9 protein-coding genes are annotated in these 13,811 nt (G+C 64.9%); 6 read left to right on the top strand and 3 right to left on the bottom strand.

The genetic code is table 11. The features are described 5' to 3' along the window. The first annotated feature begins 362 nt into the window (after positions 1–362). On the top strand, positions 363–743 hold the full coding sequence (locus RFA01S_RS18420) for a DUF1844 domain-containing protein (RefSeq protein ID WP_032406670.1): 381 nt from the start codon (positions 363–365) through the stop codon (positions 741–743). A gap of 81 nt (positions 744–824) precedes the next feature. Here RFA01S_RS18420 and uvrA read toward each other — a convergent pair whose 3' ends face one another. Then, the gene (gene uvrA, locus RFA01S_RS18415) at positions 825–3,749 is read right to left on the bottom strand and encodes an excinuclease ABC subunit UvrA (RefSeq protein WP_032406813.1); all 2,925 of its coding nucleotides are present in this window, start codon (positions 3,747–3,749) and stop codon (positions 825–827) included. 258 nt (positions 3,750–4,007) lie between these two features. Between uvrA and RFA01S_RS18410 the strand changes: the two genes are divergently transcribed. The 3 genes from RFA01S_RS18410 (at position 4,008) to RFA01S_RS18400 (ending at position 8,496) form a co-directional block, all read left to right on the top strand. Further along, the gene (locus tag RFA01S_RS18410; RefSeq protein ID WP_032374317.1) at positions 4,008–4,697 is read left to right on the top strand and encodes an MBL fold metallo-hydrolase; all 690 of its coding nucleotides are present in this window, start codon (positions 4,008–4,010) and stop codon (positions 4,695–4,697) included. A gap of 140 nt (positions 4,698–4,837) precedes the next feature. Further along, complete coding sequence (locus RFA01S_RS18405; RefSeq protein ID WP_032406671.1) at positions 4,838–6,028, top strand: DoxX family protein; 1,191 nt, start codon at positions 4,838–4,840, stop codon at positions 6,026–6,028. Positions 6,029–6,174: 146 nt separating this feature from the next. Then, complete coding sequence (locus RFA01S_RS18400; RefSeq protein WP_032406672.1) at positions 6,175–8,496, top strand: HelD family protein; 2,322 nt, start codon at positions 6,175–6,177, stop codon at positions 8,494–8,496. A gap of 78 nt (positions 8,497–8,574) precedes the next feature. Here the strand turns inward: RFA01S_RS18400 and RFA01S_RS18395 are convergent, their stop codons facing one another. Beyond that, the gene (locus RFA01S_RS18395) at positions 8,575–9,027 is read right to left on the bottom strand and encodes a universal stress protein (protein WP_008715916.1); all 453 of its coding nucleotides are present in this window, start codon (positions 9,025–9,027) and stop codon (positions 8,575–8,577) included. A 182-nt stretch (positions 9,028–9,209) separates the two neighbouring features. Here RFA01S_RS18395 and RFA01S_RS18390 point away from each other — a divergent pair, with 182 nt between their 5' ends. Further along, positions 9,210–12,080 (top strand): alpha/beta fold hydrolase, encoded by a 2,871-nt coding sequence (locus tag RFA01S_RS18390; protein ID WP_032406673.1) that lies wholly within the window; start codon positions 9,210–9,212, stop codon positions 12,078–12,080. Next, positions 12,077–12,934: an ABC transporter permease gene (locus RFA01S_RS18385; protein WP_032365525.1), complete on the top strand. Its 858-nt coding sequence runs from the start codon at positions 12,077–12,079 to the stop codon at positions 12,932–12,934. The genes RFA01S_RS18390 and RFA01S_RS18385 overlap by 4 nt, the downstream gene beginning before the upstream one ends. A gap of 6 nt (positions 12,935–12,940) precedes the next feature. Here the strand turns inward: RFA01S_RS18385 and RFA01S_RS18380 are convergent, their stop codons facing one another. Then, positions 12,941–13,807 carry an SCO6745 family protein gene (locus tag RFA01S_RS18380; RefSeq protein ID WP_032365526.1) on the bottom strand — a complete coding sequence of 289 codons (867 nt, stop codon included), beginning with the start codon at positions 13,805–13,807 and terminating at the stop codon, positions 12,941–12,943. Positions 13,808–13,811: the final 4 nt, after the last annotated feature.

The following is a 13,811-nucleotide window of genomic DNA, read 5'->3' as shown; positions in this document are numbered from 1 at the left end:
CACCGAAAACGAAAAAACCCTGCAGCCGGTCTGTACCGACAGCAGGGCCCGATGTCGACCGGTCGATCCGTACGACACAGCGCGTCGTACAGTCTCCTCACGAGGAGGAAGCACTGGGGAATCCCGATTGGGAGACCTTCGTGCGACCGGACCGGAAGCGATCCATTCGGATCACATACCGGTGGGAGTCGGGCTCCACTTGCTGCCTTCATGCGGTGAACTCCATCGAGGAGCGCACGCCGAAGACGGTCGTCGAGTCAGACTACCAGCAGAATGCCGAAACCGACAATCGCACCGGTCGATGAAGCCGAGTCGACACCCGATCCGACCGACGGCACCCGCGGCGTGGGATTCTCGTAAGTATGACCAGTTCATCCACGCCCGCCGATCCCGCAGGCTCCGACCCCACCGATATCGAGCAAGAAGTCCGGGAACTCGCCGAGGTTCCCGCGGTCGAGGTCATCAGCCGTGCAGCGGTGATGCTGATGAGTTCCGCGGCCGAGAAGCTGGGTCTGTCCGAGCCCGATCCCGCGGAGAGCCCCTACCTCGATCTCGACGAGGCCCGACGCGTCATCACCGCACTCGCCGGCTTGGTCACCGCGTCGGTCGAGTACCTCGGTCCCCACGCTGGACCGATTCGCGACGGCCTCCAGGCACTGCAACGCGCGTTCCGGGAAGCCTCGGCACACCCGGACGAGCCAGGACTCGGCCCCGGTGAGAAGTACACCGGCCCGGTGCACTGAACGAGCGCACCCCACCCCACCCACAGACGACGAAGCCGCATCCGGCAATCCGGATGCGGCTTCGTCATCGACGTGTTCGCGTCAGACCGCAACGACCTTACGAGCCCGACGCTTCTTCGGGGCCGCCTTCGGCGTGGACGCCACTACCTCGCGGGAGAGCGCCTCCTGCAGGAATTTTCCGGTGTAGCTTTCGGGCACCGCTGCTACGGCTTCCGGATTACCCTGCGCCACAACCGTTCCGCCGCCCGAACCACCTTCGGGCCCCATGTCGATGACCCAGTCGGAGACCTTGATGACATCGAGATTGTGCTCGATGACAATCACGGTGTTCCCCTTGTCGACGAGTCCGTTCACCACGCCGAGCAACTTCCGGATGTCCTCGAAATGCAGGCCCGTGGTCGGCTCGTCGAGAATGTAGACGGTGCGGCCGGTCGATCGCTTCTGCAACTCGGCTGCGAGTTTCACACGCTGAGCTTCGCCGCCGGACAGTGTCGTCGCCGGTTGCCCCAGGCGGACGTAACCGAGGCCGACCTCGACAAGTGTCTTGAGGTACCGGTGAATCGACGTGATGGCCTCGAAGAAGTCGGCAGCCTCCTCGATCGGCATGTCCAGGACCTCGGCGATGGTCTTGCCCTTGTAGTGCACTTCGAGCGTCTCGCGGTTGTAGCGAGCGCCTTCGCACACCTCGCAGGGGACGTAGACGTCGGGCAGGAAGTTCATCTCGATCTTCAACGTGCCGTCTCCCGAGCATGCCTCGCACCGGCCGCCCTTGACGTTGAATGAGAATCGCCCGGGCTGATACCCACGAACCTTGGCCTCGGTGGTGGCCGCGAACAACGTACGGATCTTGTCGAACACCCCGGTGTACGTCGCGGCGTTGGACCGGGGCGTGCGGCCGATCGGTGACTGGTCGACGCGAACCAGCTTGTCCAGTTGGTCCAGACCGTTGATCCGGGTGTGCCGACCGGGAACCTGCCGGGCACCGTTGAGCTTGTTGGCCATCACGGTCGCCAGGATGTCGTTGACCAGAGTCGACTTGCCCGAGCCGGAGACACCGGTGACCGACGTCAGAACACCGAGGGGGAAGCTGACGTCGATTCCCTGGAGGTTGTGTTCACGGGCACCCACGACGGTGACCTGTCGCTTCTTGTCGACCACCCGACGGGTGTCCGGCAACGGGATCTCCATGCGACCCGACAGATACGCACCCGTGAGCGATTCGTCGTTGGTGAGCAGGTCCGCGTAGGAACCGCTGTGCACGACGCGTCCGCCGTGCTCACCGGCCAGCGGTCCGATATCGACGACCCAGTCCGAGGTACGGATGGTGTCCTCGTCGTGCTCGACGACGATCAACGTGTTGCCGAGATCGCGCAGTCGCGTCAGCGTGTCGATGAGCCGGCGGTTGTCCCGTTGATGCAGTCCGATGGACGGCTCGTCCAGTACGTAGAGCACGCCGACGAGGCCGGAGCCGATCTGCGTGGCGAGCCGGATACGTTGGGCCTCGCCGCCGGACAGCGAGCCCGCGGTGCGCGCCAACGACAGGTATTCGAGACCCACGTCCAGCAGGAAGCCGAGTCGAGCCTGCACCTCCTTGAGGACCTGGCCCGCGATCGCTTCCTCGCGTCGCCCCAGAGTGAGGCTGTTAAGGAAGTCGGCCGTGTCGGCGATGGACAGTTCACACACCTCGGCGATCGACTTCGGCCCGAAATCACCTGCCGCGATGGTGACCGACAGAATTTCCGGACGCAGCCTGGCTCCGTTGCAGGTAGGACACGGAACGTCGCGCATGTAGCCGTCGTAGCGTTCCTTCATCTGTTCGGATTCGGTCTGCTCGAGGCGGCGGTGCAGGAAGGGCATGACGCCCTCGAACTCGGCGTAGTACGACCGGGTGCGGCCGTACCGGTTCTTGTACTTCACGTGCACCTGGTGGTCGCTGCCCTCCAGGACAGCTCGCTTGACCTTCGCCGGCAGCTTGTTCCACGGAGCGTGCAGATCGAAGCCCATGGCGTCGGCGAGTCCGGACAGCAAGCGACCGAAGTACTCCGACGTCTGGCCCATCGACCAGGGCGCGATGGCACCGTCGGCCAGACTCAGATCACCGTCGGGCACCACCAGCTCGGGATCGACCTCCTTGCGCACGCCGAGCCCGACACAGTCGGGGCAGGCGCCGTAAGGCGAGTTGAACGAGAACGATCGCGGTTCGAGGTCGTCGATGGACAGCGGGTGGCCGTTGGGGCACGCGAGCTTCTCCGAGAAACGACGCTCCCGATCGGGGGCGTTCTCCTCACGGTCGACGAAGTCGAGAACCACGATGCCGTCCGCGAGCCGCAGTGCGGTCTCCACCGAGTCGGTGAGCCGCTGCTTCGAGCTGGACTTGACCGTGAGTCGGTCGACGACGACCTCGATGTCGTGCTTTTCCTGCTTCTTCAACACCGGCGGGCTGCTGAGCTGGTGGACGACACCGTCGACGCGCACACGTGAGTAGCCCTGAGTGTTGAGCGAGTCGAACAGGTCGACGAACTCGCCCTTACGGGTTCGGACCACCGGCGCGAGGACCTGGAATTTGAGGCCCTCCTCCATGTCGAGAACCTGATCGACGATCTGCTGTGGAGTCTGCTTGGCGATCTGCTCCCCGCACACCGGGCAGTGCGCAGTGCCCGCCCTGGCGTAGAGCAACCGTAGGTAGTCGTAGACCTCGGTGATGGTGCCCACGGTGGAGCGTGGGTTGCGGTTGGTCGACTTCTGGTCGATCGAGACCGCGGGCGAAAGGCCTTCGATGAAGTCGACATCGGGCTTGTCCATCTGCCCGAGGAACTGCCGTGCGTATGCGGACAGCGACTCCACGTAGCGGCGCTGGCCTTCGGCGAAGATCGTGTCGAAGGCGAGAGACGACTTGCCCGAACCGGACAAACCGGTGAACACGATCAGCGCGTCCCGGGGCAGGTCGATATCGACCCCCCTCAAGTTGTGCTCCCGTGCACCTCGCACTATCAGGCGATCCGCCACTGTGTTCCCTTCTTTTCTCACGAGCACGTCGAGCCGTGTTGCTGCTCGACGCAGCATTGTCCGACGTCGAGTCGATGATGACGCGTGGTGCCGATGCACCGATCACACGCCGTGTAGCCGAGGACTCCACGTCGAAAACCTGTCGAGGTGAGGGACGAACCTCACCTCGTAGCAATGGTAGGTCCAGGTACCGACACACTTTTCCACGAGCGTGACCCCGGCGCTCCCGTCGTTGCTGCCGACGGTAGCGTCCTCGAAATGGACGAGCACCTCATGGTCATCGACGACAATTACACCGGCGTCGTTGCACAGGGTTCACCCCCGCAGCGGCGGACGATCCCCGGAGCCACGATCACCAAGATGTCGGTCGGCCCCATGGACAACAACACCTACCTGGTCGTCTGTTCCGCAACGGGCCATTCTTTGCTGATAGACGCCGCCAACGAGGCCGACCGCATCTCACTGCTTCTCGACGAGAACGCACCGACGCTGTCTCTGATCGTCACCACACATCAGCATGCCGACCACTGGCAGGCGCTGGCCGATATCGCCGGTGGCACCGACTCCCCCACCGCGGCCCACGAGCTGGACGCAGAACCGCTGCCGGTAGCTCCGGACCGTTTTCTTGCCGACCACGACACGGTGTCGGTGGGAGAGCTCACGTTCGATGTGGTGCATCTGACCGGTCACACTCCGGGCTCGATAGCGCTCGCGCTGACCGACGCCGAGGGCAAGACGACGCACCTCTTCACCGGTGATTCCCTGTTCCCCGGCGGCGTCGGCAAAACCAACGGCCCCGAGGACTTCACCCACCTGCTCGACGACGTGAGCGCCAAATTGTTCGACCGTTTCGCCGACGACACCGTCGTCTACCCCGGGCACGGCAAGGACACCACCCTCGGTGACGAGCGGCCGCACCTGGCGGAATGGCGCGAACGCGGCTGGTGACGCCGCACGTGCTTGAGACCGTGAAACACGGGGTATGAAGAGTGTGACAAAAGTGCACGCACCGGTGATTTCGAACTACTTTCGGTGCGAGTCCGCACGTACAACCGCCATGACACGAGAAACTACGCAGGAGGCTGTCAATGCTGGTCCGCCGTATCGCCCGTCCGCTGATGTCTACGATTTTCATCTCCGGGGGCGTCGATGCACTTCGTAATCCCGCCGGCAGGGCGAAGGCAGCCGCTCCGTTGATCGAGCAGAGCAAGGATGCTCTGCCCAACGAGGTCACCGCGAACGTGCCGACCGATCCCGAGACGTTGGTTCGGATCAACGGCGGAATCCAGGTCGCCGGCGGCATTCTGTTGGCCACCGGCAAGGCACCGCGTATCGCATCGCTCGCTCTGGCTGGAAGCCTCGTTCCGACGACGCTGGCCGGACACGCGTTCTGGAACGAAACCGACCCGGAGACCAAGGCTGCGCAACGCATCCACTTCTTCAAGAACCTCAGCCTCCTCGGCGGACTGCTGATCGCGGCCGTCGACACCGAGGGCAAGCCCTCCGTCGCGTGGCGCAGCAAGCGGGCGGCACGCCGCGCACAGGAATCTGTGGTCTCAGCGCTGCCCGGTCACACCACTCACGACACCGGGGAACGCGTCAAGGAAATTGCCTCGATCGCAGCGAGCCGCGGTGCCGACCTTGCCGACGCCGCACAGCCGAAGCTGGCCAAGCTCGCCGACGCCGCACAGCCGAAGCTGGCCAAGTTCGCCGACATCGCCGGCGAGAAGAGCTCGGAGCTGGCCGAGGTCGCGCAGCCCGCTCTGAACCGGTGGGCTCACATCGCCGCCGACAAGGGTTCGGAGCTGGCCGAGGAAGCCCAGAAGCGGGGCTCGAAGCTGGCCGAGCTTGCTGCCGACCGCGGAAGCGATCTGGCCGAAGAAGCGCAGAAGCGTGGCTCGAAGCTCGCCGACAAGGCCGCGCACCGCAGCTCCGATTGGGCCGAGCTCGCTCAGAAGCGGGGCTCGAAATTGGTCGACGTCGCTGCCGACCGTCGCAGTGAACTGGCCGAAGTGGCACAGGAGCGCGGAGCGAAGCTCGCCGATCTCGCTGCCGAGAAGGGATCCGTTCTGGCCGAAGAAGCTCAGAAGCGCGGTGCCACGTGGGCCGACATGGCGTCGGATCGGGTAGACACGCTCGGCAAGCGCGCTCGTAAGCGCGCCGAGAAGCAGAACAAGGAACTCGAGAAGGCAACCGAGCAGGCTCGGGCCAAGCTCGAGAAGCGAGTTGCCAAGGCGCAGAAGAACTTGGACAAGAAGCTCCAGCAGTACGCGAAGTAGGTCTACCCGCGACGCTCGGCGTCGTTCGCGCGCACGGCCCTGTCCCAGAACTCGCGGTTCTGCGGCAGGGCCGTTCTGCGGCGTAGACTGCTCTGGCTGATTTCGAGGCGATATCGTCGCCTCGGCCGAACTCCCGAGGAGAACCTTTGCCGGACGACGGCCACACATCGAACGATCCCGGTGCACCCATCGAGGAAGACCTCGAACAGGCGCACCTGACGCGCTTGTACACGCAGCTCGATTCGCTGCGCGAGTATGCAGCAAACCGACTTCGCGCCGTGCTGCTCGAGACCGGCGGAACACCGCAGGCCCGAAGCGAGCGCGAATCCTTCAACCAGATGTACACCGAGGACATCGCCAAGTACGACGCAGCCGAGAACGGGCTCTGCTTCGGACGCATCGACCTCGACCCGGACACCCTCGATCCGAAAGTCGACGACCGCCCCGAGCGTTACATCGGCCGTGTCGGCATCCTCGACGACAAGAACGATTACGAGACACTACTGCTGGACTGGCGAGCCCCCATGGCCCGTCCGTTCTATCTGGCGACACCGGCAGCTCCCGAAAACGTGTTGCGCCGCAGGCACATCCGTACCCGCGGACGCAAGGTGACCGCCATCGCCGACGAGTTCCTGGACCTCGATTCCGCGCAGTCGTCCAACGATGCCGCTGTCGCGGGTGGCGTCGCCAGTGAGGGTGCGCTGCTGTCCGCGCTCGATGCGGCGCGAACCGGTCAGATGAACGACATCGTCGAAACGATCCAGAGCGAGCAGGACGCGATCATCCGCTCACAGCATCGCAGTGTGCTGGTGGTGCAGGGCGGACCGGGCACCGGCAAGACGGCCGTGGCACTGCACCGAGCAGCGTATCTGCTGTACACGTACCGTCAACAGCTCGGCAAGAGCGGTGTCCTGATCATCGGGCCCAACGCCACGTTCCTCGACTACATCGGCCAGGTGCTGCCGTCGCTGGGCGAAACCGGGGTACTGCTGTCGACGATCGGCGATCTGTACCCCGGAGTCCGTGCGCAGCGCGAGGATTCGGCTCTGGCCACCGAGGTCAAGGGCAAACTGTCGATGGTCGACGTACTGACGCAGGCAGTGCGTGATCGCCAGGAGGTGCCCGCACAGCCGCGCCGGCTGAAATTCGACACCTACGACATCACCCTCGATCGAAAGATAGTCACGCGTGCCCGCGGCCGCGCCCGGTCCTCCCGGCGACCACACAACTTGGCTCGACCTCTGTTCGTATCCTCGGTCATCGACCAGTTGGCCAATCAGCTGGCCGCGAAACTCGGCCAGAACGTGGTGGACGGATCGAGCTTGCTCAGCGCCGACGACATCGCGGACATGCGGGACGAGATGCGCGAGGACCACGACGTGATGGCTGCGATAGACGAGTTGTGGCCGGATCTGTCACCCCAGCAGGTTCTTCGAGACCTGTTCGCATCGCCGGAGAAAATCGCATCGGCCGCACCTGCGCTCGACGAGTCGGAGCGCGAGTCGCTGCTGCGCCGCGGCCACGGCTTCTCGTCCGCGGATGCCCCGCTGCTCGACGAGCTCGCCGAGCTGCTCGGCGTCGACGATGCTGCCGAACGTGAACAGGCCCAGCGTCAATGGCGTGGCCAGATCGCCGATGCCCAGGGCGCACTGGACATCCTGACCGGGTCTGCACCACAGGACCTCGAGGACGAACTGGACCCGGAGATTCTGATGGCGTACGACCTGATCGACGCCGATCAGCTTGCGCGACGCCAGAATTCGGGTCAGCGACTCACCACCGCCGAACGCGCCGCCGGCGACCGTACCTGGACCTACGGGCACGTTATCGTGGACGAGGCACAAGAGCTGTCGGCGATGGCGTGGCGAATGGTGATGCGGCGCATCCCCAATCGGTGGATGACACTGGTGGGTGACACCGCGCAGACCGGTGATCCGGCCGGAACCTCGTCCTGGGGATCGGTGCTCGAACCCTATGTGGCTCAACGCTGGAAGCTCACCGAACTGACGGTCAACTACCGAACGCCGTCGGAGATCATGACCCTGGCGCACGACGTGCTCGCGGCGATCGATCCGGAGCAGTCCGAACCGCGATCCATTCGCAGCACCGGCGTCGAGCCGTGGGCTCAACGCGTAGCCGCAGCAGATCTGGTGACGACGGTCGAGAAGCGAGTGGCCGACCACCCTCGTCCCGGCCTGAGCGCAGTGCTCGTTCCCTCCGAACTTGTCTCCCAACTGCAGCACCTGGCGTCGGATGTGGTGACCGTGTCGACGGTCAAGGACGCGAAAGGGCTCGAGTTCGACTCGGTGCTCATCGTCGAGCCGAGCGCGATCGTTGCGGAGTCCGTCAAGGGTATGAACGACCTCTACGTGGCCCTGACCCGAGCAACCCAGCGACTCGGAGTCGTCCATGTGGATCCTCTGCCCCAGGAGCTCGGGGCCCTGCAGTCCTTCGACGCCGAGGTCTGACGAGAACAGTCTGACAAGAACAATCGGCCCGCCCCGTCATCGTCGACGGGGCGGGCCGATTGTCGTACTACGAGAAAATCAGCGGACGGTATGGACGATGAGGACGTCACAGGTCGACTTGCGGGCCGCGTCGGACGGAACCGAACCGAGCAAGCGACCGGTCAGCGAGTTCAGCCCACGGTTGCCGACGACGAGTAGATCGCCCTTGACCTCGTCCACGAGTGCCAGGAGGGACTCGACGGGCGCTCCGACGATCGGCTTCTCCTCGATGTTCTTCGCGCCGGCCTTGGTGGCGTGCTCTCGGGCGGTGCGCAGGATTTCGCGCGTCGGTGCCGAACCGGTGATCTGGTAGGCGTCCTCGCGGAGTGCGTCGGCGGCGGCAGAGGTGTCTTTCGGATCGGCCGGGTAGTAAGCACACGCGATCACCAGGGTGGCATCGGCATCTCCCGCCAGAGCCGCGGCCTTCTCCACTGCCCGCAGTGACGATTCGGAGCCATCGGTTCCGACGACGACGGTGCGGTAGGCGCTCATTCATTCCTCCATTTGTCGGTCACACACAGATGTGACACTTCTGGTCGATCTGGATTGGTGCAAGTCACAGGACCGAAAGACGTGGTCCGGGGACTGATGCGCTGACAGTAGCCGGAAGTCGACGATCGGTACGTGAACTTGGGGAACAACACGATCCGCGCCACTCACATACATTGGTTTACATGCCGATCCCCCGCCCGCCGTTGTCGAGACGGGCCCTCGCTCTCGGTGCCGTCTCGATCTCGATCGTGATCGTGGCCGCCCTCGCATTCGCATTCCTCCCCCAGGGACGCGAAGCCGACACTGCTACGCGTGACGCGCGCATCACGCTACCGGACAGCCCCGGTTCGACGGAGACCGTCGACCTCGACACCCGGCTCTACATTCCCGAGTCCACCCCCGCTCCGGCTGTGTTGCTCGCGCACGGCTTCGGCGGCAGCAAGGACTCGGTCGACGGCGAAGCTCGTGATCTCGCCGCGCGCGGATACGTGGTTCTCGCCTACACCGCGCGCGGCTTCGGAGACAGCACGGGTTCCATCTCCATCAACGACCCCGATCGCGAGGTCGCCGATGCCCGCGGCCTGATCGACTGGCTGGCCGAACAGCACGAAGTACAGCTCGACGCTCCTGGTGATCCCCACGTCGGCGTGGCAGGCGGATCGTACGGCGGGGCACTGGCCCTCAGCGCAGGCGGAACAGACCCGCGTGTGGACTCGGTGGCCGCTGCCATCACCTGGAACGACCTGGGCCAGGCCCTGTTCCCCAACTTCGGCGTCACCTCGTCCGCAGGTCGAGAAGCGCTCGGAAACATCGACTCCCCGGCCGGTGCCGCATACGGCGGACCCGGCGTCCTCAAACGTGGATGGGCCGGGGTCTTCTTCGGAGCGGGGGCCTCCAGCGCTGAGCCCGGTAGTTCCGGGGACGGTAACAGTGGTGGGAACGATGGCGGTGGCGCATCCGCATGCGGCAGATTCGCCCAGGAATTCTGCGACGCATACGCACAATCCGCAGTGACCGGCATCCCCAGCCAGCCGCTGCTCGATCTGCTGACTGCCCACTCGCCCGTTGCGGTGGCGTCGAACATCACGGCTCCGACGCTTCTCCTACAGGGCACCCAAGACACTCTGTTCGGTCTCGACCAAGCCGACGCGACGGCTCGGCAGATTGCAGACGCAGGCGGTGACGTGACCGTTCGGTGGTTCGACGGTGGGCACGATGCCGGTGGCACGAACGGAGTGTCGGATCGAGCCGTCGCGGATTTCTTCGACCGGACGCTGCGCGGCACCCCGGATCCCGCGACCTCCGAGAGCGCGCCGTTCGTGTATTCGACGCAGCGCGCAGCCGATGAGCGAGGAGGAGAACGCAATCGTCGGATGACGGCTCCCGACTACCCAGGCCTGACCCCGAACTCCGAACCCACACAGACGAATACGGTGACCTTCACCCCCGCCTCGGACGACGGGACGATCATTCGTCCGCCCGGCGCGTCACCGTCCGCCATCTCGACGGTCCCCGGTCTGGGTTCGGTGTTGTCGACACTCGGATCGACCGGAGCCGGTGCAGCGCTGACTGCGGACCTTCCGGGCCAGTCCGCGATTTTCACCAGCGAGCCCGTCGACTCGTCACTGACCATCACCGGCGCGCCGAGAGTCGATCTCCGGGTGGCGTCCCTCGCCGGGCCCGGCCAGGCTGTGCTGTTCGCGAAACTGTACGACGTCGCCCCGAACGGCACACGGACCCTTCCCGGCGGCGCAGTGTCGGCCATCCGACTGCCCGACACCGGGAGCATCGATCCCGTCGACGTCACCGTCGCCCTCCCGGGAATCAGCTATACCGTCCAGCAAGGTCATCGTCTCGAACTGAGCGTCTCCACCACCGATCAGGCCTACGCCGTCCCGCTGGAGCCCGCACAATTCAGCGTGACCATGGCGAACACATCCGTCGCGTTACCGACGGTTCCCGCGGTGGCGAGCGCGAACAGCACGGTACCCGTCGCTCCACTGATCGGAATCGGCGTGGTCGTCCTGGTCGTCGGATGCATCGTCGTGGCGACGATCGTGCGAACCAGACGCCGCACGGTGGCCGAAGTCGACGAGGCTCTGGTCGACACTCCCCTGGTGATCACCGACCTGGCCAAGACGTACTCGAACGGGTTCCGTGCCGTGGACGGCGTCAGCTTCGAGGTGAAACAGGGGCAGGTACTCGGACTGCTCGGACCGAACGGTGCCGGAAAGACCACCACGTTGCGCATGCTGATGGGCCTGATCACCCCCACCGGCGGCGACATCCGAGTCTTCGGTCACAAGGTCACACCCGGTGCCCCGGTGTTGTCGCGGCTCGGCTCCTTCGTCGAGGGTTCCGGCTTCCTTCCGCATCTGACCGGCACCCAGAACCTGCGGCTGTACTGGGAGGCGACAGGGCGACCGATCGAAGACGCTCACCTCGACGAGGCACTCGAGATCGCAGACCTCGGCGCAGCGATCGAACGCAAGGTCAAGTCCTACAGCCAAGGCATGCGTCAGCGCCTCGCCATTGCACAGGCCATGCTGGGTCTACCCGATCTCATGGTGTTGGACGAACCGACCAACGGCCTCGACCCGCCACAGATCCGAACCATGCGTGACGTGCTGATCAACTACGCGAAGACGGGACGCACCGTGTTGGTCTCGAGCCACCTCCTCGCCGAAGTGGAACAGACGTGCACGCACGTCGTGGTCATGAACCGTGGCTCCGTGATCAGCTCGGGCACCGTCCGCGAGCTGACAGCGGCCGGAGGGCAGACCGAGATCAGGGTCGACGACGCCGGCCGCGCCCAGTCGGTACTCGACGCCGCCGGCCATGACGGCGCGGTGATCGTCGACGACGGCACGGTGACCGTCGACCTGACCGACGCCGATTCCGCCGTTGTCATCAGAGAACTCGTCACGGCGGGGGTGTCGGTCCGCGGCTTCTCCCAGTCCACCCGACTCGAGGACGTGTTCCTCGACCTCGTTCATCGAGATACCCCAGGCACAGTCGTTCACGAGACCGACTCCAGCGAGGATCGCTCATGAGTACAACGCACGCAGACGGCCGCGCAGCGGGCTACAGCGGCGGCCGCACCCTGCCGTTTCGTACCGAACTGCGTCGACAGCTGGGCCGGCGACGCACTCAGCTCGCCATCGGTTTCCTTGCCCTGCTACCGGTGATCCTTGTCGTCGCCTTCACCGTGGGCAGCTCCAGCGCCGACTCCGACGCCGGCGGGCTCATCGAGCTCGGCACGCGAGGCGGCATGAACTTCACCGTCTTCGCACTGTTCATGTCCGTCGGATTTCTGCTCATCGTCGTGGTGGCGCTGTTCTTCGGCGACTCCGTTGCGAGCGAGGCCTCGTGGTCGAGCCTGCGCTACCTGCTCGCCATCCCAGTTCCTCGAAGCCGACTGTTGACCCAGAAGGCACTCGTCTCGGCCACGCTGTCCAGCGCCGCCATTCTGGTGCTGGTCGGAGTGTCCCTACTGATCGGGACGGTGATGTACGGTGCCGAATCATTGGTCACGCCGCTGGGTGAGGGACTGTCGTACGGCACTTCCCTGGTGCGACTACTGATTGCGGTCGCCTACATCGGCGTCAATCTGCTGTGGGTGGCAGGTCTGGCGATGTTGCTGTCGGTGCTCACCGACGCCCCTCTCGGGGCCGTCGGCGGCGCGGTGATGACGTCGATTCTGATGCAGATCCTCGATCAGATCACGGCATTGGGGTCGCTGCGCAACTATCTGCCCGGGCACTACGCGAACTCGTGGATCGACGCCTTCGGCACGAACATCGACTGGAACGACATGGTGGTCGGATCGTTCTCGGCCATCACCTACGCGGCGGTCTTCGGGCTGATCGCGTGGAGACGATTCGCCACCAAGGACATCACCAGCTGAGGCGGCCTACTTCTTTTTGATCGCTGGCCCGAAGACGCCCTCGGGAATGGTGCCCTGGCCGACGATCGACTCACGCCACGGCGTCGCGAGCGAAACCAGCCGAGCTGCACCGTCCTCGCCGAGGGCGGCCCACGGCGCGACGGCGAGGTCGTTGGTGATGTCCTCGACCAACGTGCGGAGATCTTTCCCGTCCTGAGTCAAAGCGCCGTCGGCCGTCAACAATTCACGATCGGCCAAGGACGCCACGGCTCCGTTCCACTGCTCGGTCGACCATCCACGACGCTTGCGCGCGAATTCCTTCTCGAAGCCGTACCCGGTGGCGGTGTGGGTGATCAGCGCGTCCAGGCCGTTCAACCCCGCCGTCTGCAGCGCGGCAATGTGGCCGTCGCCGCGGTATTCGCGGATCAGGGTGAGAGCGTGCCACAACACGAGGTGCGGCGCTTGCGGCCAGTCGAGTTCGGCGTAGGCGGCGTACAGCGGCCGACCGTCGTCTCCTGGGATTCCACGCGCAGCGATCGATGCGAGGTCGGCAGCTTCGGCCATATCCGGGGACGCCAACGTCTCGGAGCCCAACAGACGCTCGAATGCGGTGTCGAGTGTGGCGTAACGGATTGCCATGATCTCGTCGGGAGAGGCGATGGCCCAGGCTGCCGGAATCAGCGGGCTGATCAGATCGCGGTTGAAGTTGTAGAACGTGGCTGTCACGACACCTGCACCGACCGGCCCGAGAGGTGCTGCACGACCGGCGAAATAGCAGGCCCGTGGCGGTAACCCAGCAGCAACGAGAGCGTCCTGCGTTTCCGGCAGGAAGTAGGTCATCGAGTGGATCAGTTCGAGTGCACGAGAGGTGCGGCCGGCGGTGGTTGCGTCCATCACT

Source organism: Rhodococcoides fascians NBRC 12155 = LMG 3623, from assembly GCF_001894785.1.
GTDB classification, from domain to species: domain Bacteria; phylum Actinomycetota; class Actinomycetes; order Mycobacteriales; family Mycobacteriaceae; genus Rhodococcoides; species Rhodococcoides fascians.
The sequence above is the reverse complement of the archived record's forward strand: the minus strand, read 5'-3'. Positions and strand labels throughout refer to the sequence as shown.

Excerpts from the sequence above, each read along its gene's own strand:
- RFA01S_RS18420 (WP_032406670.1), top strand. The coding sequence starts at position 363 with ATGACCAGTTCATCCACGCCCGCCGATCCCGCAGGCTCCGACCCCACC.
- RFA01S_RS18410 (WP_032374317.1), top strand. The coding sequence starts at position 4,008 with ATGGACGAGCACCTCATGGTCATCGACGACAATTACACCGGCGTCGTT.
- RFA01S_RS18405 (WP_032406671.1), top strand. The coding sequence starts at position 4,838 with ATGCTGGTCCGCCGTATCGCCCGTCCGCTGATGTCTACGATTTTCATC.
- RFA01S_RS18395 (WP_008715916.1), bottom strand. The coding sequence starts at position 9,027 with ATGAGCGCCTACCGCACCGTCGTCGTCGGAACCGATGGCTCCGAATCG.
- RFA01S_RS18390 (WP_032406673.1), top strand. The coding sequence starts at position 9,210 with ATGCCGATCCCCCGCCCGCCGTTGTCGAGACGGGCCCTCGCTCTCGGT.
- RFA01S_RS18385 (WP_032365525.1), top strand. The coding sequence starts at position 12,077 with ATGAGTACAACGCACGCAGACGGCCGCGCAGCGGGCTACAGCGGCGGC.
- RFA01S_RS18380 (WP_032365526.1), bottom strand. The coding sequence starts at position 13,807 with ATGGACGCAACCACCGCCGGCCGCACCTCTCGTGCACTCGAACTGATC.